Raw genomic sequence first — 21,084 nt, 5'->3', positions numbered from 1 at the left:
CGGGTATGCTACTGCATTTAATGAAAATGATTTTCACTTTTATACATGTTTTTACGGGCGTAGCATCCCGACGTATTTTGTCGTGCATCCTGCTCGAAACGAGCCAAACCGGCAAATATGATTTTTTCAGGTGCTAGGATTAGTCCCGCTAATAGTAGGGCGGACAAAAGTCTGACTCAGACGTCAGACGGTCGCGCCATAACGGCCCCATGCCTGTTAGAATGCGCGGCTATTTTCTGGCGACCCCGGTTTTTAGCATGTCCCGACTCAATCCCCGGCAGCAGGAAGCCCGTGACTACGTCGGCGGCCCTCTTTTGGTGCTCGCCGGTGCAGGTTCGGGCAAGACCAGCGTGATCACGCGCAAGATTGCCCACCTAATCCAGAACTGCGGCATCCGTGCCCAGTACATCGTGGCGATGACCTTTACCAACAAGGCCGCGCGCGAGATGAAGGAACGTGTCGGCACCTTGCTGCGTCCGGGGGAAGGCCGCGGCCTTACGGTGTGTACCTTCCACAACCTGGGCCTGAACATCATCCGCAAGGAGCACGAGCGCCTGGGCTACAAGCCGGGCTTCTCGATCTTCGACGAGTCCGACATCAAAGCGTTGCTGTCGGACATCATGCAGAAGGAATACTCCGGCGACGACGGCATCGACGAGATCAAGAACATGATCGGTGCCTGGAAGAACGACCTGATCCTGCCGCCCGAAGCCCTGGAAAAGGCGCGCAACCCGCGCGAGCAGACCGCCGCCATCGTCTACACCCACTACCAGCGCACGCTCAAGGCGTTCAACGCGGTGGACTTCGACGACCTGATCCTGCAGCCGGTCAAGCTGTTCCAGGAGCACCCCGAGGTGCTGGAGCGCTGGCAGAACCGCGTGCGCTACCTGCTGGTGGACGAATATCAGGACACCAACGCCAGCCAGTACCTGCTGGTGAAGATGCTGATCGGCATGCGCAACCAGTTCACCGTGGTGGGCGACGACGACCAGTCGATCTACGCCTGGCGGGGTGCACGGCCCGAGAACCTGATGCTGCTCAAGGAGGACTACCCCTCCCTGAAAATTGTCATGCTGGAGCAGAACTACCGCTCCACCAGCCGCATCCTGCGCTGCGCCAACGTGCTGATCGCCAACAACCCGCACGCGTTCGAGAAGCAGCTGTGGAGCGAGATGGGCGTGGGCGACGAGATCCGCGTGATCCGCTGCAAGAACGAGGAAGCCGAGGCCGAGCGCGTGGCCATGGAAATCCTCACCTTGCACCTGCGCACCAACCGCCCGTACAGCGACTTCGCCATCCTCTACCGCGGTAACTACCAGGCCAAGCTGATCGAGCTGAAGCTGCAGCACCACCAGGTGCCGTATCGCCTGTCGGGCGGCAACAGCTTCTTCGGTCGCCAGGAGGTCAAGGACCTGATGGCTTACCTGCGCCTGCTGGTGAACCCGGACGATGACAACGCCTACCTGCGCGTCATCAACGTGCCACGGCGCGAAATCGGTTCCACCACCCTGGAAAAGCTCGGCAACTATTCCACCGAACGCGGCATTTCGATGTACGCCGCCAGCGAGGAGCTGGGCCTGGGCGAGCACCTGGATGCCCGCTACACCGAGCGTTTGCAGCGCTTCAAGCACTGGCTGGACGGGGTACGCCACAAGGTTGCCCTGGAAGACCCGATTGCCGCGCTGCACGAGATGATCCGCGACATCGACTACGAGAACTGGATTCGCCAGCAGACCGCCAGTGACAAGGCTGCCGAGTTCCGCATCAGCAACGTCTGGTTCCTGGTCGAAGCGCTGAAGAACACCCTCGAGAAGGATGAAGAGGGTGACATGACCATCGAGGACGCCATCGGCAAGCTGGTGCTGCGCGACATGCTTGAGCGCCAGCAGGAAGAGGAAGAAAACGCCGAAGGTGTACAGATGATGACCCTGCACGCCTCCAAGGGCCTGGAGTTCCCCTACGTGTTCATCATGGGCATGGAAGAGGAAATCCTCCCGCACCGCTCCAGCATCGAGGCCGACACCATCGAAGAAGAACGCCGCCTGGCCTACGTGGGCATCACCCGCGCACGCCAGACCCTGGCCTTCACCTTCGCTGCCAAGCGCAAGCAGTACGGTGAAATCATCGACTGCACGCCCAGCCGGTTCCTCGACGAACTGCCACCGGACGACCTGGCCTGGGAGGGCCTGGACGATGCGCCGGTCGAGGTGAAGGCCGCACGCGGCAACAACGCCCTGGCCGATATCCGGGCAATGCTCAAACGCTGATCAACCATTACTCTTAAACTTTGCCGCTATTTGCGGCCACCTTTGCTACATCGAGGAAAACAAAGTGGAAGCACTGCATCAGAAGATTCGCGAAGAAGGCATCGTGCTTTCCGACCAGGTTCTTAAAGTCGACGCGTTTCTCAACCACCAGATCGATCCGGCGCTGATGCAGCTGATCGGTGACGAGTTCGCCCGCCTGTTCGCTGACGCGGGCGTGACCAAGATCGTCACCATCGAAGCCTCGGGCATTGCCCCGGCGGTGATGACGGGCCTGAAGCTGGGCGTGCCGGTGATTTTTGCCCGCAAGCACCAGTCGCTGACCCTGACCGAGAACCTGCTGACCGCCTCGGTGTATTCCTTCACCAAGCAGACCGAAAACACCGTGGCCATCTCGCCGCGCCACCTCAACAGCAGCGACCGCGTGCTGGTGATTGACGACTTCCTGGCCAACGGCAAGGCGTCGCAGGCGCTGATCTCGATCATCAAGCAGGCCGGCGCCACCGTGGCTGGCCTGGGTATCGTGATCGAGAAGTCGTTCCAGGGCGGCCGTGCCGAGCTGGACAGCCAGGGCTACCGCGTTGAATCGCTGGCCCGGGTGAAGTCGCTGGAAGGTGGTGTGGTCAGCTTCATCGAGTAAGCCTGTACCGGCCCCATCGCCGGCAAGCCAGCTCCCACAGGGACTATACAAGGCTCGGCCTGTGTGAGATCCCTGTGGGAGCTGGCTTGCCGGCGATGGGCTGCGAAGCAGCCCCGGCTATCTTCAGGTAGCCGCCAGCCCCGCCAGCAACAACCGCTGATAAAGCTCTTCCTTCAGCCCTTGCGGCTGATCCAGTTGCATCCGCTTCAGGTGCCCTTCATACCCCTCCGGCGCCGGCGCATCCAGCGCTGCCTTGCCCAGCTCCAGTACCTCGCTCAGCTTGAACTTGCTCTTCAACCAGGTCAGCGCCCGCAGCAGGTCCCGCTCTTCGGCCGTAAAATCCGTCCCCATCGGGTACTCCGGGAACAACCGCGCATGCCGCACCCGGATCGCCTCCAGCCGCTGTGGCGTATTGTCGGTAAACCGTGCATCCAGCTGAAAATCCCCGGGCAACTTGCCGGCCTCTTTCGCCTGCTCGATCAGCCCCTGCTGGAACCGTGAATCACACACCGCCAACAACCGCGCAATCACCTCGCTGTCGGTCTGCCCACGCAGGTCGGCAATGCCGTACTCGGTCACCACGATATCGCGCAGGTGTCGGGGGATGGTGCAGTGGCCATAGGTCCAGAACAGGTTCGAGGTCACCTCCCCGCCCGACTCACGCCAGCTGCGCAGCAGCAAAATCGAGCGCCCGCCTTCCAGTGCATGGGCCTGGGCGACGAAGTTGTACTGCCCACCCACGCCGCTGAGCACACGGCCATCTTCCAGCTGATCGGCCACCCCGGCGCCGAGCAACGTCATGCCGAACGCCGTGTTGATAAAGCGGGCATCGCGCCGCTGGTAGCGCTTGAGTTCTTCCTGCCCGTACAGCTCGTTGATAAAGCTGATACGGGTCATGGCAAACCGTGCGCGCTGCTCAAGCGGCATCTCCCTCAGCCGCTGGTAAAACGCATGAGGCCCGAGGAAAAAGCCACCATGCAACACCGGCCCCTGCTCATTGGCAGAGCGCCGTAGCAAGCCCGCTTCGGCCAGCACCAACAGGCCGTTAACGAACATTTCGCTGCAGCCGTACAGGCCTTCGGCAAAAGTCTTTAGCCCCCCTTCCCGCTCAATCAGCGCCTGCCACGGGCCGATGTCCAGCTCGTCGAGCAAGGCCCGGTAGCCCGCGTTGTCGCCCTGGCGCGCCAGCAACGCTGCAGCGACTGCATCGCCCATGGCACCGATGCCGATCTGCAAGGTGCCGCCGTCACGCACCAGCGTGCTGGCGTGCAAACCAATGCAGTGGTCCTGGGTGTTGACCGGCATGTTCGGCGTGGAGAACAACCGGCGCTGCTCGGCTTCATCGATCAGCAGGTCGAACGCATCGTTGGGCAGTTCCGCATCGCCGGGCATGTACGGCAGTTCGGTATGTACCTGGCCAAGCATCAGGATGGTTTCGCCGGCCGCACGGCGCTTGGCGATCATCGGCAGCAGGTCGAGGGTGATGTCGGGGTTGCAGGCCAGGCTCAAGTGGACAGGCTTTTCCGGGGTAGCGGCAACCAGTTGCGCAATCAGGTTCAGGCCCTTGGCATTGATGTCACGGGCGGCGTGGCTGTAGTTGCTGCTGATGTAGTCCTGTTGGGCAGCCTCGCTGTGCAGCAGGCTGCCGGGCTGCATGAAGAACTGCTCCACGCGGATGTTCGGCGGCAGGTTGTCGTTGCGCAGGTCAGCGAGGTAGGTGAGGTCTTCGTAGTCGGCGAAAACGCGCTCGACGAAGGGTTCGAGAAAGCGCCGTTGCAGGCCATCACCCAGTGGCGGGCGGCCGAGGGACAACGCGGTGTAAATGGTCAGCTGTCGCTCGGGCAGTTCGCGCACCCGGGCGTAGAGGGCGTTCACGAAAGCGTTGGGTTTACCCAGGCCCAAGGGCAGGCCCATATGGATATGGGCTGGCAGCCGGGACAGGACCTGCTCGACAGCCTGGTCGATAGCGCAGAGGTGCATCGGGGCCTCCTGAGACATCCATGGGTTCAGGGGTTGGACATGGCACTGGCGGGTTGGTTGCCTGTGCTGGCCCTTTCGCGGACGCGCCCGCTCCCACAGGATAACCACAATCCTCAGGTTCTGTGGGGGACTTGTGGGAGCGGGCGTGCCCGCGAAAGGGCCGGTACAGCCACCACAAAAACAAAGCCCGCCATAAACGGCGGGCCTCGTGCAATTCAGCTGTGTTACAGCCCAGACATTTTCTTGATCGCCCCTTTCAGGTCATCATCCGAGCAATCCGCGCAGGTGCCTTTCGGCGGCATGGCGTTGATGCCGGTAATGGCCTTGGCCAGGATGCCATCCAGCCCGCCCTGGTGGTCGGCGCGTTCTTTCCACGCGGCGGTGTCGCCAATTTTCGGCGCGCCGAGCAGACCGGTGCCATGGCAGGCATTGCAGTGCTTGGCGATGATGTCATCCGGCGTTTTGGCGCCCCCGCCCCCCGCCGCTGCAGCCACTTCCATGCCTTTGCATTCCTGGCCCTGGACACACACCTGGCCTACCGGCTCCAGGCGCTTGGCAATGTCGTCGTTGGTCGCAGCGGTTGCGCTCATTGCCCAGAGGGCGAATACGGCTGCTGGTACGGCCAGCATCTTCTTGATTTGGTTCACGCGAACACCCTCATGGTGGCTAATCACGCTCGCGGCCACGGAACGGCGAGCGTTGAAAAGTATAGCGGGAACCCAGAGGCCGTGAAACGACCCTACACAGGAAAGGGGTATTGCCGAATCAATGCACTGCGCTGGATCAAAAGTTTGAAGGCGTCGCTGCACTGATCAACCGCGCTGGCTGGTCGAAGGGGTTGCGAAAACGGTGCGGGCGGGTGCTTTCGAAGTAATAGCTGTCGCCTTCTTCGAGGATGAAGATCTCGTTGCCAACCACCAGTTCCAGGCGGCCTTCCAGCAAGATGCCGGTTTCCTCGCCGTCGTGGGTGAGCATTTCGGCACCGGTGTCGGCACCCGGCGGGTACACCTCGGTGAGAAAGGCGATGGCGCGGTTGGGGTGCGATTTACCGACCAGCTTCATGGTCACCGCACCGTCCGAGATGTCGATCAGCTCGTGGGCCTTGTAAACAATCTGCGTGGGGCTTTCAGGTTCCAGCTCGACCGAAAAGAACTCGACCATGGACATGGGGATGCCGCTCAGGACCTTGCGCAGCGAGCTGATCGAGGGGCTCACACTGTTCTTCTCGATCATCGAGATGGTGCTGTTAGTCACGCCGGCACGCTTGGCGAGTTCACGCTGGGACAGGCCCTTGAGCTTGCGGATGGCTTGCAGTCGTTCGCCGACGTCCAAAGCTGGAGCCTCCTGAAACGGTGGAAAGGGGGGTGAATGTGAACGATATCATGGCAATGCCGTTCAGTATTTACAACACACCGCCCCTCAACCTGTCCGCTTCAGCGTGTCATTCGCCGATGTAGTCCCGCGGCACGCGCTTCAGGTTGCAGAAGATCTGGTACGGAATGGTGCCCGCGTGTGCGGCCACTTCACTGGCCAGCACCTGCTTGCCCCACAGTTCGACCGGGCTACCGACAGTGGCTTGCGGCACGTCGGTCAGGTCGATGCTGAGCATGTCCATCGATACACGGCCAATCAGCTGAGTGCGCTGGCCGGCGACCAGTACCGGGGTGCCGTTGGGCGCCTGGCGCGGGTAGCCGTCGGCATAGCCCATGGCAACCACGCCAACCCGGGTTGGCCGGGGGCTGACGAACTTGGCGCCATAGCCCACCGGCTCGCCGGCAGGCAGCTCACGCACGCTGATGACCCGCGATTGCAAGGTCATGACCGGTTGCAGGCGTTCGGCCTGGGCCTGGGCCACTTCGAACGGGGTGGCGCCGTACAGCATCAGGCCTGGGCGTACCCAGTCGCTGGGCGCTTGAGGCCAGCCCAGCACGCCGGGGGAGTTGCGCAGGCTGCATTCGGCGGCCAGGCCCTGGCGGGCAGCCTCGAACACGGCAATCTGCTGGGCGGTGGCGTCGGCATCCAGCTCGTCGGCGCGGGCGAAGTGGCTCATCAGCACGATACGAGAGACCTTGCCACTGGCCAGCAGGCGCTGGTAAGCCTCGTGGTAATCCTTGGGGTGCAGACCGACACGATGCATGCCACTGTCGAGCTTCAACCAGACAGTAAGCGGCTTGTGGACCTGGGTCTTTTCGATGGCTTCCAGCTGCCACAGCGAGTGCACCACACACCACAGGTCGTGCTCGGCGATCAGCGCCAGTTCGCTGGCTTCGAAAAAGCCTTCCAGCAGCAATACCGGGGCCTTGATACCGGCGGCGCGCAGTTCCAGCGCCTCTTCAATGCAGGCCACGGCAAAACCGTCGGCTTCGGCCTCCAGGGCCAGGGCGCAACGCACGGCGCCATGGCCATAGGCGTCGGCCTTGATCACGGCGAGGGCTTTGGCACCGGTCAGTTCACGGGCCAGACGGTAGTTGTGGCGCAGGGCCTGGAGGTCGATCAGGGCGCGGGCGGGACGCATGGCGGCTGCCTTATGGTGGTTCGGGTTGAAATCGGTGTTGGATTCTTCGCGGGCTCGCCCGCTCCCACAAGTACTGCACAGCTTTCAAAACCTGTGAAATACCTGTGGGAGCGGGCGAGCCCGCGAAAGGGCCGGTGCAGGCAATTACTGCTGGTGAGCCGGCGCAGTCTGCCCGTGCTTGGCCACTTCCGGGCTGTTGCCATAACGAGAAATGTCCAGGCCTTCGGCACTGATCTGCGGCTTCTTGCGCGCAATCAGGTCGGCCAGCAGACGACCGGAGCCGCACGCCATGGTCCAGCCCAAAGTACCGTGACCGGTGTTCAGGAACAGGTTGCGGAACGCGGTCGCACCCACAATCGGCGTACCGTCCGGGGTCGCCGGGCGCAGGCCGGTCCAGAAGCTGGCCTGGCTCAGGTCACCGCCGCGAGGATAAAGGTCGTTGACGATCATCTCCAGCGTTTCACGCCGACGCGGGTTCAGCGACAGGTCAAAACCGGCGATTTCAGCCATGCCACCCACGCGGATGCGGTTGTCGAAACGGGTGATCGCAACCTTGTAGGTTTCGTCGAGAATGGTCGAGGTCGGGGCCATGTCACCGTTGGTGATCGGCACGGTCAGCGAGTAGCCTTTCAGCGGATAAACCGGGGCTTTGATGCCCAGCGGCTTGAGCATCTGCGGCGAGTAGCTGCCCAGCGCCAGCACGTAGCGGTCGGCGGTTTCCAGCTTGCCGTCGATCCACACACCGTTGATGCGGTCGCCAGCGAAGTCCAGGCGCTGGATGTCCTGGCCGAAGCGGAACTCCACGCCCAGCTTCAGCGCCATGTCGGCGAGCTTGGTGGTGAACAGCTGGCAGTCACCCGTCTGGTCGTTAGGCAGGCGCAGGGCGCCGGCCAGGATGTCTTTCACACCCGCCAGGGCAGGTTCCACGCGGGCAATGCCGTCGCGGTCGAGCAATTCGTAAGGTACGCCAGACTGTTCGAGCACGGCAATGTCCTTGGCCGCAGCATCTACCTGGGCCTGGGTACGGAACAGCTGGGTAGTGCCCAGGCTGCGGTTTTCGTAATTGATGCCGGTTTCAGCGCGCAGCTCGTCGAGGCAGTCACGGCTGTACTCGGACAGACGCACCATGCGCTCTTTGTTCACCGCGTAACGGCTGGCGGTGCAGTTGCGCAGCATCTGTGCCATCCACAGGTACTGGTCGACATCGCCGGTGAGCTTGATGGCCAGGGGGGCGTGGCGCTCCAGCAGCCACTTGATGGCCTTCAGCGGCACGCCAGGTGCGGCCCAGGGCGAGGCATAGCCGGGCGAGATCTGACCGGCGTTGGCAAAACTGGTTTCCATGGCCACCGCCGGCTGGCGGTCGACCACCGTCACTTCGAAACCTTGCCGGGCCAGGTAGTAGGCACTGGCGGTTCCGATTACGCCGCTACCAAGTACCAGAACTCGCATCGTTATATCCCTCACACGCGGCACGCCGCAGACTTTTATTGAAATGGCATGAATGGGCGCAGTATAGGAATTTGAGACCAGTGCAATTCACTATATAAAAGCCTATTATTGGCGAGAATTCTCGGCAAAATCGCCTTTCACGGAGGGGCATCCCCTATGAGAACCCAGCACCAGAGCAAGCGTGAACTGGACAAGATCGACCGTAACATCCTGCGCATCCTGCAGAATGACGGGCGTATTTCCTTCACCGAACTGGGCGAGAAAGTTGGGCTTTCCACCACCCCTTGCACCGAGCGGGTTCGCCGCCTGGAGCGCGAGGGCATCATCATGGGCTACAACGCCCGCCTGAACCCGCAGCACCTAAAGGGCAGCCTGCTGGTATTCGTGGAGATCAGCCTGGACTACAAGTCGGGCGACACCTTCGAGGAGTTCCGCCGCGCGGTGTTAAAGCTGCCCCATGTATTGGAGTGCCACCTGGTGTCGGGTGACTTCGACTACCTGGTGAAAGCGCGTATTTCGGAGATGGCGTCGTACCGCAAGCTGCTTGGCGACATCCTGCTGAAACTGCCGCATGTGCGCGAATCGAAGAGCTACATCGTGATGGAAGAGGTGAAGGAGAGCCTCTGCCTGCCGATTCCGGACTGAGGCTAGACCAGCACCTGGCGGGTGGTGGCAATGAACTGGTGGACCAGTTGCTCGGCGGCAGGGTCGATCATCGGTTCAGGGCCACGGCCACGCGGGCAGGCCATGCGCGGCGTGGTGCCGAACAGGCGGCAGATCATGGGCCGTTCTTCATACACCGTGCAGCCGTTGGGGCCGAGGTGCACACAATCCAGGCGCTCCAGGGCGGCGTCCTGTTCAGCCTGGGACTTGCGCGGGAGGCGTGCCATTTCTTCTGCCGAAGTGGTGACCGGGCCGCAGCAGTCATGGCAGCCGGGTTCGCACTCGAATGAGGGGATGAGTTCGCGCAGGAAGTGGATCTTGTGGCGGTTGCAGGACATGGCCAGATACAAAGCTGATAGACAGGTTGGATTATAGGCCCATTCGCGGGTAAACCCGCTCCTACAGGATTTTGCGTGCCTCAGGCATTGCGCTTTCCCTGTAGGAGCGGGTTTACCCGCGAACGAGGGCGCAGCCCTCGCCTTGTTGCCCACCACCCTACCCCAGCTTATCCTCCCCCTTCAGCCCAAATGCTCAGGACCTGCCTAATGATCCACAGCGCGCAGCACGCCGCCTCCTACTACGCCGCCAGCAGCGCGCCGCACACTGACCACTCCTTCCTGCAAGGCGATCACAGCGCCGATGTGTGCATCGTCGGCGGGGGCTATTCGGGCCTGAACACTGCCATCGAACTGGCCGAACGCGGCTTCTCGGTCATCCTGCTAGAGTCGCGCAAACTGGGCTGGGGCGCCAGTGGGCGCAATGGCGGGCAGTTGATCCGTGGCGTTGGTCATGGCCTGGAACAGTTCCTGCCGGTAATTGGCGAGGACGGCGTGCGCAGCATGAAGCTGATGGGCCTGGAGGCCGTGCAGATCGTACGCGAGCGGGTGGAAAAGCATGCCATCGCCTGTGACCTGACCTGGGGCTACTGCGACCTGGCCAACAAACCCGCCGAATTGCTGGGCTTTGCCGAGGACGCCGAAGAACTGCGCAGCCTGGGCTACGCGCATGAACTGCGGCTGGTCGGCAAGGACGATATCCACAGCGTGGTCGGTGCCGACTGCTATGTGGGCGGGCTTGTCGACATGGGCTCCGGACACCTGCACCCGCTGAACCTGGCCCTGGGCGAAGCGGCCGTGGCCAGCCGCCTGGGCGTGAAGCTGTTCGAACAGTCCGAGGTTACCCACATCGACTACGGCCCCGAAGTGCAGGTGCATACCGCCCAGGGCCGGGTGCGCGCCAAGACCTTGGTGCTGTGCTGCAATGCCTATCACAACGACCTCAACCGCGAATTGGGCGGCAAGGTACTGCCTGCGGGCAGCTACATCATCGCTACCGAGCCGCTGGGCGAAGAACGCGCACGCACGCTGCTGCCACAGAACATGGCGGTGTGTGACCAGCGCGTGGCCCTGGACTACTACCGCCTGTCCGCCGACAACCGCTTGTTGTTTGGCGGTGCCTGTCACTATTCAGGCCGGGACCCGAAGGACATCGCCGCCTACATGCGACCCAAGATGCTCAAGGTGTTCCCGCAACTGGCTGACGTGCGCATCGACTACCAGTGGGGTGGCATGATCGGCATCGGCGCCAACCGCCTGCCACAAGTTGGCCGCCTGGCCAGCCAGCCGAACGTGTATTACGCCCAGGCCTATTCAGGCCATGGGCTCAACGCCACCCACCTGGCCGCACGCCTGCTGGGCGAGGCCATCAGCGGCCAGGAGAGCGGGCGTTTCGACCTGTTTGCCAAGGTGCCACACATCACCTTCCCTGGCGGCAAGCACCTGCGCTCGCCGCTGCTGGCGTTGGGGATGCTGTGGCACCGGCTTAAAGAACTGGTCTAGGGCCTCAATCTTTCCAGAAGGGCTTACGCCCTTCTGTCCGCGCCTGCTCCCAGCTCAGCCCGACATCGCGCAGCTCTTCATCCGTCAACTGCAGCAGCGCCCTGCGGGTGTGCCAGCGATGCAGCATCAGCCCCCAACGCCCCAAACCCTCCGGCGCGTTGAATACCTTGGCCTGCTGCCCGACTTCCAGCTCCTTGGCCAACAGTTGCAAGCGCACATCGCTCATGCCACCCATCGCTGCATTCTCCCGTTCAGTTGATACCGTGGAGAAAGCATGCACGTCGGCAGCACCGGCAATACAGATCCAATACAGCCTTATTATTCCCATACAGAATTGGCTGAAGATCGACTGAATGCTGTATTTTCAACCCAACTGTACCGGTCGCTATGCCAATGCAGCGCAGGAGTATGCCGTGACCCTCTACCTGAACCTCGCCGAACTGCTCGGCGCCCGCATCGAACAGGGCCTGTACCGCCCCGGCCAGCGCCTGCCATCGGTGCGCGCCCTGAGCGTGGAGCATGGCGTCAGCCTGAGCACCGTGCAGCAGGCCTACCGCATGCTCGAAGACAGCGGCATGGTCTCGCCACGGCCCAAGTCCGGCTACTTCGTCAGTGACCACCGCCTGCTGCCAGCCCTGCCAGCCGTCAGCCGCCCGGCCCAACGCCCGGTGGATATCTCGCAGTGGGAACAGGTGCTGGAACTGGTGCGCAGCACCCCACGCAAGGATGTGGTCCAGCTCGGCCGCGGCATGCCCGACATCGACAGCCCCACCCTCAAGCCGCTGCTGCGCAGCCTGGCGCAGTTGAGCCGACGGCAGGACATGCCAGGCCTGTACTACGACAACATCCACGGCAACCTGGCCCTGCGTGAGCAGGTTGCCCGGCTGGTGCTCGATTCCGGTTGCCGCCTGGGCCCGGCCGACCTGGTGATCACCACCGGCTGCCACGAGGCGCTGTCGTGCAGCATCCGCGCCGTGTGCGAGCCTGGCGACATCGTTGCCGTCGACTCCCCCAGCTTCCACGGCGCCATGCAAACCCTGAAGGGCCTGGGCATGAAAGCGCTGGAAATCCCCACCGACCCGGTCACCGGCATCAGCCTGGAGGCGCTGGAGCTGGCTCTGGAGCAGTGGCCGATCAAGCTCATCCAGATCACCCCCAGCTGTAACAACCCGCTTGGCTACATCATGCCCGAGGCACGCAAGAAGGCCTTGCTGAGCCTGGCCCAACGCTACGACGTGGCAATTCTGGAGGATGATGTATACGGCGACCTGGCCTACACCTACCCGCGCCCGCGCACCCTCAAGTCGTTCGACGACGATGGCCGCGTGCTGCTGTGCAGTTCGTTCTCCAAAACCCTCGCCCCTGGCCTGCGAGTCGGTTGGGTGGCCCCTGGGCGCTATCTGGAGCGCGTGCTGCACATGAAATACATCAGCACCGGCAGCACCGCCTGCCAGCCCCAACTGGCCATCGCCGACTTCATCGCCGCCGGGCACTATCAACCCCACGTCCGGCGTATGCGCAGCCAGTACCAACGAGGCCGCGACCTGATGAGCGACTGGGTGACCCGCTACTTCCCGGCAGGCACCCGGGTCAGCCGGCCCCAGGGCGGCTTCATGCTCTGGGTAGAATTGCCCGAACATTTCGATACGCTGCGCCTGAACCGGGCTTTACTGGAGCAGGGCGTGCAGGTTGCCGTCGGCAGTATCTTCTCGGCCTCGGGCAAGTTCCGCCACTGCCTGCGCATGAACTTCGCCGCGCGGCCAACGCCGCAGATCGAAGCTGCCGTGCGCAAGGTAGGTGAAACCGCCCTTCGTCTACTGGATGAAGAAAGCGCTGACGCGTAACTTTGCGCCGCCCGCCACGGTCCAACCCCCTAAAGCCCTTGCTGCACAGGACGATCCACCCTTGAGACTCCAGCGAGCCTTGCCTCTGCTGCTGGTACTGTCGCTTGGCCTTACCGGCTGCGCCAGCGTCAGTGTGCCCCGCGAAACCAGCCAGGCGTTACCCGCCAACGACTCGGCCTTCGGCCGCTCGGTGCTGCGCCAGGCCGCGCCCTACGGGGGGCGCTCGGGCTTTCGCCTGCTGCCCAACAGCAACGAGGCATTCCGCGCCCGTGCCGAACTGATCCGCAACGCCCAGGCAAGCATCGACCTGCAGTACTACATCGTCCACGACGGCCTCAGCACCCGCGCACTGGTGCATGAACTGCTACGCGCCGCCGACCGTGGCGTGCGTGTGCGCATCCTGCTGGACGACACCACCAGCGATGGCCTGGACACCATCATGGGCACCCTGGATGCCCACCCGAACATCCAGATTCGCGTGTTCAACCCGCTGCACCTGGGCCGCAGTACGGGCGTGACGCGCGCCGTGGGCCGGCTGTTCAACCTGTCGCGCCAGCACCGGCGCATGCACAACAAACTGTTCCTGGTGGACAACAGCATGGCCATCGTGGGCGGCCGCAACCTGGGTGACGAGTATTTCGATGCCGAGCCCAACCTCAACTTCACCGACATAGACCTGCTGGGTGTAGGCCCGGTGGCTGAACAGCTTGGGCACAGTTTCGACCAGTACTGGAACAGCGCCCTGAGCCGGCCGATTACCGACTTCCTCTGGCGTGCTCCGGATGCCAATGACCTGCACGCCAGCCGCCATCGCCTGGAGGTGTCGCTGGCCGAAGCCAGAACCCGGCGCAAGGCCTTGTACGACCGCCTGATGGCCTACCAGTCGCAGCCGCGCCTGGATGTATGGCGCAACGAGCTGATCTGGGCCCACGCCCAGGCGTTGTGGGATGCACCGAGCAAGGTGCTGGCCGATGACGAACCCGACCCACAGCTGTTGCTGAGCCAGCAACTGGCGCCGGACCTGGCCAACGTGCACCGCGAGTTGATCCTGATGTCGGCCTACTTCGTGCCGGGCGAACCGGGCCTGCTCTACCTCACCGGCCGCGCCGACGCCGGTGCTTCGGTGAGGCTGCTGACCAACTCGCTGGAAGCCACCGACGTGCCGGCGGTGCATGGTGGCTATGCGCCCTATCGGCGGGCCTTGCTTGAGCATGGCGTGCAGCTGTTCGAGCTGCGCCGCCAGCCGGGAGCGCCGGTGCACACACGCCTAAGCCTGCATGGCAGCAGCTCGGATTCGAGCCTGCACACCAAGGCGATCGTGTTCGACCGGCGCAAGACCTTCATCGGCTCGTTCAACTTCGACCCGCGTTCAGTGCTGTGGAACACCGAGGTAGGCGTGCTGGTGGACAGCCCGGAGCTGGCCGAATACACCCGCGAACTGGCCCAGCAAGGTATGGCACCTGCGTTGAGTTACCAGGTGAAACTGGTGGGTGACAAATTGGTATGGGCGACCGAGGACAATGGCCAGCGGCATATGCTGACTTCTGAGCCGGGCGGGATGTGGCGGCGGTTCAATGCCTGGATCAGCAAGGCCGTTGGCTTGGAGAAGATGTTGTAGCGGTAATTTTTGGGGCTGCTTTGCAGCCCCAAATTCCATCAGGCAGACACTGCCTCGAAAGCCCCACGCCGCTGGGTCAACACCACCAGCCCGGCAGCCCCGGCCGCCATCAACAGCAGCAATGCATGCCCGCTGATCCACTGGCTGCCGGCCCCCGCCAGCAACGGCCCGAGCAGGCAGCCGATACCCCAGAGCTGCGCCACATGGGCATTGGCCCTTACCAGCTCATCATCGCGGTAGCGCTCACCGATCAGCACCAGCGACAGGGTGAACAAGCCACCAGCACTGGCCCCGAACAGCACCCACAACGGCCACACAACCGGGGTATGCAGCAGCAGTGGAATCGCCAGGCTGGACACCAGCAGCGTCACCGCACACCCCGTGAACAATGCACGTCGCGACATATGGTCGGCCAGCGCGCCGATAGGCAGCTGCAGCACTGCATCACCAACCACCACGGTACTGACCATGAACAGGGCGATTTCAGTGGTAAAGCCTTGCTGCAGGCAATACACCGGCAGCAAGGTAAGGATCATCGCCTCGAACGAGGCGAACAGGGCGATGGCCCAGGCAATCACAGGCAAGCGCCGGCAGAATGCGAACAAGTCGCGGAAGGTAACGCTGCAGGCCTCCGTGCTCGGCGCTCCGCCACGCCCCAACAGCACCAGCGGTGCCGCCAGCAGCAGGCCGGTCGCGGCCCAGAAGCCGAAGTCGTCATCCGAGCCGAGGAAACCCAACACCAACGGCCCGGCCAACTGGCTCAGGGCATAGCTGCTGCCGTACAAGGCCACCAGCCGGCCACGCCACTGCTCGACTACCAACTGGTTGATCCAGCTTTCGCCGAGGATGAACACCACGGTGAGGGACATACCGATCATCAGCCGCAGCAACAGCCACAGCGGGTAGCTGGGCAGCAGCGCGACCAACCCGATCGACAGCGCCCCGCCCCACAGGCACAAACGCATGGCCGAAGGCACGCCGACCCAGCCGGCCAAGCGGCTGGCGATACTGGCGCCGGCCAGAACACCCAGCGCTGGCATTGCGGCCATCACGCCGATGGCGAAGCTGCCGTAGCCCCAGGCTTCCAGGCGCAGGGATACCAGCGGCATGCTCACACCGAGCGCCAGCCCGACGCTCAGCACCGATGCCAGTACGGCGAAGTAGGTACCCCAACGCATTACAGCCTCCCGGGCAAAATTCTTGAACAACAGAAACGACGAAGCCGGGGCAGCGTGAGCCGACCCGGCTATTGTTGGGGCTGCTGTGCAGCCCATCGCCGGCAAGCCAGCTCCCACAGGTACAGCACAGGCCTCAAGGGCTGCGAGTAACTTGTGGGAGCCTGGCTTGCCGGCGATCGGGCCGCATAGCGGCCCCGGCGATTACAGCTTGATCCAGGTCGCCTTCAGTTCGGTGTATTTCTCCAGTGCATGCAGCGACTTGTCACGGCCGTTGCCCGACTGCTTGAAACCACCGAACGGCGCGGTCATGTCGCCGCCGTCGTACTGGTTGACCCAGACGCTACCTGCGCGCACGGCACGGGCGGTCTTGTGGGCTTTGGAAATGTCCGAGGTCCAGATGCCCGCCGCCAGGCCATATGGCGTGTCGTTGGCAATGGCGATGGCTTCTTCGGCGGTGTCGAAGGCGATTACCGACAGCACCGGGCCGAAGATTTCTTCCTGGGCAATCTTCATGGCATTGGTCACGCCGTCGAAGATGGTCGGCTCCACGTAGGTGCCGCCCGTCTCTTCCAGGGTGCGCTTGCCGCCAGCCAGCAGCTTGGCGCCGTCCTGGTGGCCGGCTTCGATGTACGACAGCACGGTGTTCATCTGCTGGGTATCGACCAGAGCACCAACGGTGGTCGCCGGGTCCAGCGGGTTGCCTGGTTTCCAGCCTTTCAGGGCCTCGACCACCATCGGCAGGAACTTGTCCTTGATCGAACGCTCGACCAGCAGGCGCGAACCTGCGGTGCACACTTCGCCCTGGTTGAAGGCGATAGCGCTGGCAGCCGCTTCGGCAGCTGCTTGCAGGTCTGGCGCATCGGCGAAGACGATGTTCGGGCTCTTGCCGCCGGCTTCCAGCCAGATGCGCTTCATGTTCGATTCGCCCGCGTACACCATCAGCTGCTTGGCGATCTTGGTCGAACCAGTGAACACCAGGGTGTCGACGTCCATGTGCAGGGCCAGGGCCTTGCCCACGGTGTGGCCGTAGCCTGGCAGCACGTTCAGCACACCTGCCGGGATACCGGCTTCGATCGCCAGCTGGGCGATACGGATGGCGGTCAGCGGCGATTTTTCGGACGGCTTGAGCACCACCGAGTTACCGGTAGCCAGCGCCGGGCCGAGTTTCCAGCAGGCCATCAGCAGCGGGAAGTTCCACGGTACGATGGCACCGACCACACCCACTGGCTCACGGGTAACCAGGCCAAGCTGGTCGTGCGGGGTCGGGGCGACTTCGTCGTAGACCTTGTCGATGGCTTCGGCGGTCCAGTGAATGGCTTGCGCCGCACCCGGGATGTCGATGCTGGAGGAGTCGCCGATCGGCTTGCCCATGTCCAGGGTTTCCAGCAGCGCCAGCTCTTCAACGTTCTTGCGCAGCAGGTCGGCGAAGCGGATCAGCTTGGCCTTGCGCTTGGCCGGGGCCAGCTGCGACCACACGCCAGCGTTGAACGTGGCGCGGGCGTTTTCCACAGCGCGGTTGGCATCGGCCAGGTCGCAGCTGGCAACCTTGGCCAGGAAGCGTCCGTCGACCGGGCTCAGGCACTCGAAGGTTTCACCGGATGCGGCATCGGTGTATTCGCCGTTGATGAAGGCGCGGCCTTCGATCTTCAGTTGCTGGGCACGTTGTTCCCAGTCCGCACGGGTCAGGGTGGTCATACGAAACTCCTCCTCTTGTTTAGGTGCAACGCCGCACTGAGGACTCGCAGGCGTTGTCAGAATTCTGGCCGGGCGACGCGCGCACACGGGCAAGCGATACCCTAAACCAGCCGGTGTAAACTATCAATATATTTGACACACAAGGCTCAAAAGCCTACTGATGTTCATTTTATTAAACAACAACAGGAGCCGCACCATGAGAATAGACAGCATCATCGACTTCGCGCAGGTCATCACCGAGGCCGAACGCTACCGCCCGGCGGCGGAAAAAATCCTCAAGGGCGAGCCGGACCAGGCTGTCTACAACCACCATTCCAGCCCGTGCGGGCAGTTTGCCGCAGGCGTGTGGGAAGGTGAGGTGGGCCAGTGGACGGTGAACTACACCGAACACGAATACTGCGAAATCGTCCAGGGCGTTTCGGTGCTGCGCGACCAGGACGGCGGGGCGAAAACCCTGCGTGCCGGCGATCGGTTCGTGATTCCGGCCGGTTTCAAAGGTACCTGGGAGGTGCTGGAACCGTGCCGCAAGATCTATGTGATGTTCGAACAGAAGTAACTATGTAGTGCAGGCAGCCTGCTGGCGTGCGTGAGGATGGTCCTGCCCATGTCGGGCCATCCAACTTCAACAGGAAGATCACCATGACCAATGAAGACGTTCTGAAAACCCTCGCCCACCTGGTCGGCACCCCCTACGCGCCGGCAATCAAAGACACCATCTGCTCCCTCACCGGCCGCACCCGGGTAGTCGGCCCCGACGAGATGTGCACCCGCGAGTACGACGTCGAGCGCATCCAGATCAAGGCCGGCACCGACCTGCTGATCCAGGGTTTCGACTTCAACTGAGCGTAATGCAGGCATAAAAAAACCCGCGTCCTTTCGGATGCGGGTTTTTTTCAGGTCGCCGATCAATTACTTGATCTTGGCTTCCTTGTACACCACGTGCTTGCGAACAACCGGATCATATTTCTTGATCTCGATTTTGTCCGGGGTGGTGCGCTTGTTCTTGTCGGTGGTGTAGAAGTGGCCGGTACCGGCACTCGAAACCAGACGGATCAATTCACGCATGATGTTCTCCCTTAAACCTTGGCGCCAGCTTTACGGATGTCAACCAGAACGGCGTCGATGCCGCGCTTGTCGATGATACGCATGCCTTTGGCGGAAACGCGCAGACGCACGAAACGCTTCTCGGATTCAACCCAGAAACGGTGGTGCTGCAGGTTCGGCAGGAAACGACGACGGGTTTTGTTGTTTGCGTGGGAAATGTTGTTCCCGGTTACTGGACCCTTACCAGTAACTTGACAGACTCTCGACATGACTCAGCCCTCTAAAACCACATGCCCAACCCGGCATGGGTTGGCCGCTTAATCTCTCAGTCTTTGGCGCCTGGGCGCCGTGATTCTGGAGGTCTTATCGACCGGATCCGCTGATGCGACAGGCCGAGCCCCTAGAAAAGAGCGCTGCTTTATACCAGAAAGACTTGGCTGCAACAACAGTAGATGCACATTACCGCAAGCCAGAACGCGCCGGGCCAGCATAGCGGCAGGCCCCGCCAGCCGTCGACCGCTCGTCGCCAGATTTGTAAAAAAGGGTGTGGTCATTTGCCGGCGGGCGCACTAGGGTAAGCCTTTTCCAGACTGCACTGGCAGATGGGCCACTGACAGCCAAGGAGCCACCATGCGTGTAGCCGCCCTTTCCTTATTGTTCAACTCTCTGTTCGCCGCCGGCGCCCTGTTCACTGCCGGCGCTGCCCAGGCCGCCCCGCTGAGCGTTTGCAGCGAGGCCAGCCCCGAAGGCTTCGACGTGGTGCAGTACAACTCGCTGACCACCACCAACGCCACGGCTGACGTGCTGATGAACCGCCTGGTGGAGTTCGACGCGGCGCAAGGCAAGGTGGTGCCGAGCCTGGCGGCCAGCTGGACGGTATCGGCCGACGGCCTGGTGTATGACTTCACCCTGCGCGATGACGTGAAGTTCCACAGCACGGCCTACTTCAAGCCAAGCCGCGAACTGAATGCCGACGACGTGCTGTTCAGCTTCCAGCGCATGCTCTACCCGGCCCATGCGTGGCACAAGACTGCACCGGGCGGCTACCCGCATGCCCAGTCGCTGCAACTGGGCAGCCTGATCAAGGCGATCGAGGCACCGACGCCGAACACCGTGCGCTTCACCCTCAGCCACCCGGACGCCACCTTCCTGGCCACCCTGAGCATGGGCTTCGCCTCGATCTATTCCGCCGAATATGCCGACAAGCTGCTGAAGGCCGGCACGCCGGAGAAGCTCAACAGCCAGCCGATCGGCACCGGGCCTTTCGTGTTCCAGCGTTTCCAGAAGGACGCCGTGGTACGTTACCGCGCCAACCCGGACTACTTCGCCGGCAAGCCGGCGGTCGACCCGTTGATCTTCGCCATCACCACCGACGCCAACGTGCGCCTGCAGAAGCTCAAGCGCGGCGAGTGCCAGGTCGCCCTGTCACCCAAGCCACTGGACATTGCCGAAGCGGGCAAGGACAGCAACCTCAAGGTGGCCAGCACTCCGGCGTTCATGACCGCCTTCGTCGCCATCAACAGCCAGCACCCGCCGCTGGACAAACCGGAAGTGCGCCAGGCCATCAACCTGGCTTTCGACAAGCAGGCCTATCTCAAGGCCGTGTTCGAAGATTCCGCGGTGGCCGCCAACGGCCCCTACCCGCCCAACACCTGGAGCTACGCCAAGGACCTGCCCGGCTACCCGCTGGACCTGAAGAAAGCCAAGGCGTTGCTGACCAAGGCCGGCTTGGGTGAAGGCTTCAGCACCACGATCTGGACCCGCCCGTCGGGCAGCCTGCTCAACCCCAACCCCAGCCTCGGCGCGCAGATGCTGCAGGCTGACCTGGCCAAAATCGGCATCAAGGCTGAAATCCGCGTGATCGAGTGGGGCGAGCTGATTCGCCGTGCCAAGGCCGGTGAGCATGACCTGCTGTTCATGGGCTGGGCGGGTGACAACGGCGACCCGGACAACTTCCTCAGCCCGCAGTTTTCCTGTGCGGCGGTCGAGTCGGGGACCAACTTCGCGCGTTTCTGCGACAACCGCCTGGACCAGTTGATCAGCGCCGGACGCACCACCAACGATCAGAGCGTACGCAGCCGGCTGTACCAGCAGGCGCAAGCGCTGATCCAGCAGCAGGCGTTGTGGGTGCCACTGGCGCATCCGACGGCGGCTACCCTGCTGCGCCAAGGGGTTAAGGGGTACCAGGTGAACCCGTTCGGCCGGCTGGATTTCAGCAAGGTGTCGGTGACCAAATAAGCCTGCACTGGCCTCTTCGCGGGCTCGCCCGCTCCCACAGGAACTGCACAACGCTTAAGGTGGGTGCGATACCTGTGGGAGCGGGCAAGCCCGCGAAGAGGCCAGCACAGACAGCACA

20 protein-coding genes are annotated in these 21,084 nt (G+C 62.8%); 9 read left to right on the top strand and 11 right to left on the bottom strand.

Going from position 1 to position 21,084, the window contains the following annotated elements; genetic code table 11:
- Positions 1 to 257 precede the first annotated feature (257 nt).
- Positions 258 to 2,267: a DNA helicase Rep gene (gene rep, locus A0O30_RS16300; protein WP_105947259.1), complete on the top strand. Its 2,010-nt coding sequence runs from the start codon at positions 258 to 260 to the stop codon at positions 2,265 to 2,267.
- Between the two features lie 64 nt (positions 2,268 to 2,331).
- A complete protein-coding gene (locus tag A0O30_RS16295; RefSeq protein WP_003253535.1) occupies positions 2,332 to 2,904 on the top strand; it encodes a xanthine phosphoribosyltransferase in 573 nt (190 codons plus the stop codon).
- Between the two features lie 123 nt (positions 2,905 to 3,027).
- Here A0O30_RS16295 and A0O30_RS16290 read toward each other — a convergent pair whose 3' ends face one another.
- The 5 genes from A0O30_RS16290 to dadA form a co-directional block, all read right to left on the bottom strand.
- Positions 3,028 to 4,884 carry an acetyl-CoA hydrolase/transferase C-terminal domain-containing protein gene (locus tag A0O30_RS16290; RefSeq protein ID WP_105947172.1) on the bottom strand — a complete coding sequence of 619 codons (1,857 nt, stop codon included), beginning with the start codon at positions 4,882 to 4,884 and terminating at the stop codon, positions 3,028 to 3,030.
- A 224-nt stretch (positions 4,885 to 5,108) separates the two neighbouring features.
- Entirely contained in the window at positions 5,109 to 5,513 is a 405-nt protein-coding gene (locus A0O30_RS16285) for a cytochrome c5 family protein (RefSeq protein ID WP_033693936.1), read from the bottom strand.
- Positions 5,514 to 5,667: 154 nt separating this feature from the next.
- The gene (locus A0O30_RS16280; RefSeq protein WP_012274808.1) at positions 5,668 to 6,216 is read right to left on the bottom strand and encodes a cupin domain-containing protein; all 549 of its coding nucleotides are present in this window, start codon (positions 6,214 to 6,216) and stop codon (positions 5,668 to 5,670) included.
- 109 nt (positions 6,217 to 6,325) lie between these two features.
- Positions 6,326 to 7,399 carry an alanine racemase gene (alr, locus tag A0O30_RS16275; protein WP_105947171.1) on the bottom strand — a complete coding sequence of 358 codons (1,074 nt, stop codon included), beginning with the start codon at positions 7,397 to 7,399 and terminating at the stop codon, positions 6,326 to 6,328.
- A gap of 144 nt (positions 7,400 to 7,543) precedes the next feature.
- Positions 7,544 to 8,848 (bottom strand): D-amino acid dehydrogenase, encoded by a 1,305-nt coding sequence (gene dadA, locus A0O30_RS16265; protein WP_016712682.1) that lies wholly within the window; start codon positions 8,846 to 8,848, stop codon positions 7,544 to 7,546.
- A gap of 156 nt (positions 8,849 to 9,004) precedes the next feature.
- Between dadA and dadR the strand changes: the two genes are divergently transcribed.
- A complete protein-coding gene (gene dadR, locus A0O30_RS16260) occupies positions 9,005 to 9,493 on the top strand; it encodes a transcriptional regulator DadR (RefSeq protein ID WP_003258963.1) in 489 nt (162 codons plus the stop codon).
- 2 nt (positions 9,494 to 9,495) lie between these two features.
- Here dadR and A0O30_RS16255 read toward each other — a convergent pair whose 3' ends face one another.
- Positions 9,496 to 9,849: a YkgJ family cysteine cluster protein gene (locus A0O30_RS16255; protein ID WP_003253518.1), complete on the bottom strand. Its 354-nt coding sequence runs from the start codon at positions 9,847 to 9,849 to the stop codon at positions 9,496 to 9,498.
- A 207-nt stretch (positions 9,850 to 10,056) separates the two neighbouring features.
- Here A0O30_RS16255 and A0O30_RS16250 point away from each other — a divergent pair, with 207 nt between their 5' ends.
- A complete protein-coding gene (locus tag A0O30_RS16250; protein ID WP_105947169.1) occupies positions 10,057 to 11,349 on the top strand; it encodes an FAD-binding oxidoreductase in 1,293 nt (430 codons plus the stop codon).
- Between the two features lie 4 nt (positions 11,350 to 11,353).
- Here A0O30_RS16250 and A0O30_RS16245 read toward each other — a convergent pair whose 3' ends face one another.
- Positions 11,354 to 11,584 carry a DUF1127 domain-containing protein gene (locus A0O30_RS16245; RefSeq protein ID WP_105947168.1) on the bottom strand — a complete coding sequence of 77 codons (231 nt, stop codon included), beginning with the start codon at positions 11,582 to 11,584 and terminating at the stop codon, positions 11,354 to 11,356.
- 178 nt (positions 11,585 to 11,762) lie between these two features.
- Between A0O30_RS16245 and A0O30_RS16240 the strand changes: the two genes are divergently transcribed.
- Complete coding sequence (locus A0O30_RS16240) at positions 11,763 to 13,193, top strand: PLP-dependent aminotransferase family protein (RefSeq protein WP_161775521.1); 1,431 nt, start codon at positions 11,763 to 11,765, stop codon at positions 13,191 to 13,193.
- A gap of 61 nt (positions 13,194 to 13,254) precedes the next feature.
- A complete protein-coding gene (locus A0O30_RS16235; RefSeq protein ID WP_105947167.1) occupies positions 13,255 to 14,811 on the top strand; it encodes a phospholipase D family protein in 1,557 nt (518 codons plus the stop codon).
- Between the two features lie 38 nt (positions 14,812 to 14,849).
- Here the strand turns inward: A0O30_RS16235 and A0O30_RS16230 are convergent, their stop codons facing one another.
- Together A0O30_RS16230 and A0O30_RS16225 are read right to left on the bottom strand one after the other, a co-directional pair.
- Positions 14,850 to 15,989 (bottom strand): MFS transporter, encoded by a 1,140-nt coding sequence (locus A0O30_RS16230; protein ID WP_105947166.1) that lies wholly within the window; start codon positions 15,987 to 15,989, stop codon positions 14,850 to 14,852.
- A 201-nt stretch (positions 15,990 to 16,190) separates the two neighbouring features.
- On the bottom strand, positions 16,191 to 17,684 hold the full coding sequence (locus tag A0O30_RS16225; RefSeq protein ID WP_105947165.1) for an aldehyde dehydrogenase: 1,494 nt from the start codon (positions 17,682 to 17,684) through the stop codon (positions 16,191 to 16,193).
- Between the two features lie 196 nt (positions 17,685 to 17,880).
- Here A0O30_RS16225 and A0O30_RS16220 point away from each other — a divergent pair, with 196 nt between their 5' ends.
- Positions 17,881 to 18,240, top strand: coding sequence for a cupin domain-containing protein (locus tag A0O30_RS16220; protein ID WP_105947164.1), 360 nt, complete (start codon positions 17,881 to 17,883; stop codon positions 18,238 to 18,240).
- An 83-nt stretch (positions 18,241 to 18,323) separates the two neighbouring features.
- Entirely contained in the window at positions 18,324 to 18,527 is a 204-nt protein-coding gene (locus A0O30_RS16215; RefSeq protein WP_105947163.1) for a hypothetical protein, read from the top strand.
- Positions 18,528 to 18,593: 66 nt separating this feature from the next.
- Here the strand turns inward: A0O30_RS16215 and rpmG are convergent, their stop codons facing one another.
- Both rpmG and rpmB read right to left on the bottom strand, forming a co-directional pair.
- Complete coding sequence (gene rpmG, locus A0O30_RS16210; RefSeq protein WP_003253507.1) at positions 18,594 to 18,749, bottom strand: 50S ribosomal protein L33; 156 nt, start codon at positions 18,747 to 18,749, stop codon at positions 18,594 to 18,596.
- Positions 18,750 to 18,760: 11 nt separating this feature from the next.
- Positions 18,761 to 18,997, bottom strand: a complete 237-nt coding sequence (gene rpmB, locus A0O30_RS16205) for a 50S ribosomal protein L28 (protein ID WP_003253504.1) — start codon at positions 18,995 to 18,997, stop codon at positions 18,761 to 18,763.
- Positions 18,998 to 19,358: 361 nt separating this feature from the next.
- Between rpmB and A0O30_RS16200 the strand changes: the two genes are divergently transcribed.
- On the top strand, positions 19,359 to 20,966 hold the full coding sequence (locus A0O30_RS16200; RefSeq protein ID WP_105947162.1) for an ABC transporter substrate-binding protein: 1,608 nt from the start codon (positions 19,359 to 19,361) through the stop codon (positions 20,964 to 20,966).
- Positions 20,967 to 21,084: the final 118 nt, after the last annotated feature.

It is taken from the genome of Pseudomonas sp. LLC-1 (assembly GCF_002992185.1).
Taxonomy (GTDB): Bacteria; Pseudomonadota; Gammaproteobacteria; order Pseudomonadales; family Pseudomonadaceae; genus Aquipseudomonas; species Aquipseudomonas monteilii.
The sequence above is the reverse complement of the archived record's forward strand: the minus strand, read 5'-3'. Positions and strand labels throughout refer to the sequence as shown.

Coding starts and splice junctions, on each gene's coding strand:
- rep (WP_105947259.1), top strand. CDS start 258: ATGTCCCGACTCAATCCCCGGCAGCAGGAAGCCCGTGACTACGTCGGC.
- A0O30_RS16290 (WP_105947172.1), bottom strand. CDS start 4,884: ATGCACCTCTGCGCTATCGACCAGGCTGTCGAGCAGGTCCTGTCCCGG.
- A0O30_RS16285 (WP_033693936.1), bottom strand. CDS start 5,513: ATGCTGGCCGTACCAGCAGCCGTATTCGCCCTCTGGGCAATGAGCGCA.
- alr (WP_105947171.1), bottom strand. CDS start 7,399: ATGCGTCCCGCCCGCGCCCTGATCGACCTCCAGGCCCTGCGCCACAAC.
- dadA (WP_016712682.1), bottom strand. CDS start 8,848: ATGCGAGTTCTGGTACTTGGTAGCGGCGTAATCGGAACCGCCAGTGCC.
- dadR (WP_003258963.1), top strand. CDS start 9,005: ATGAGAACCCAGCACCAGAGCAAGCGTGAACTGGACAAGATCGACCGT.
- A0O30_RS16255 (WP_003253518.1), bottom strand. CDS start 9,849: ATGTCCTGCAACCGCCACAAGATCCACTTCCTGCGCGAACTCATCCCC.
- A0O30_RS16250 (WP_105947169.1), top strand. CDS start 10,057: ATGATCCACAGCGCGCAGCACGCCGCCTCCTACTACGCCGCCAGCAGC.
- A0O30_RS16245 (WP_105947168.1), bottom strand. CDS start 11,584: ATGGGTGGCATGAGCGATGTGCGCTTGCAACTGTTGGCCAAGGAGCTG.
- A0O30_RS16230 (WP_105947166.1), bottom strand. CDS start 15,989: ATGCGTTGGGGTACCTACTTCGCCGTACTGGCATCGGTGCTGAGCGTC.
- A0O30_RS16225 (WP_105947165.1), bottom strand. CDS start 17,684: ATGACCACCCTGACCCGTGCGGACTGGGAACAACGTGCCCAGCAACTG.
- A0O30_RS16220 (WP_105947164.1), top strand. CDS start 17,881: ATGAGAATAGACAGCATCATCGACTTCGCGCAGGTCATCACCGAGGCC.
- A0O30_RS16215 (WP_105947163.1), top strand. CDS start 18,324: ATGACCAATGAAGACGTTCTGAAAACCCTCGCCCACCTGGTCGGCACC.
- rpmG (WP_003253507.1), bottom strand. CDS start 18,749: ATGCGTGAATTGATCCGTCTGGTTTCGAGTGCCGGTACCGGCCACTTC.
- rpmB (WP_003253504.1), bottom strand. CDS start 18,997: ATGTCGAGAGTCTGTCAAGTTACTGGTAAGGGTCCAGTAACCGGGAAC.
- A0O30_RS16200 (WP_105947162.1), top strand. CDS start 19,359: ATGCGTGTAGCCGCCCTTTCCTTATTGTTCAACTCTCTGTTCGCCGCC.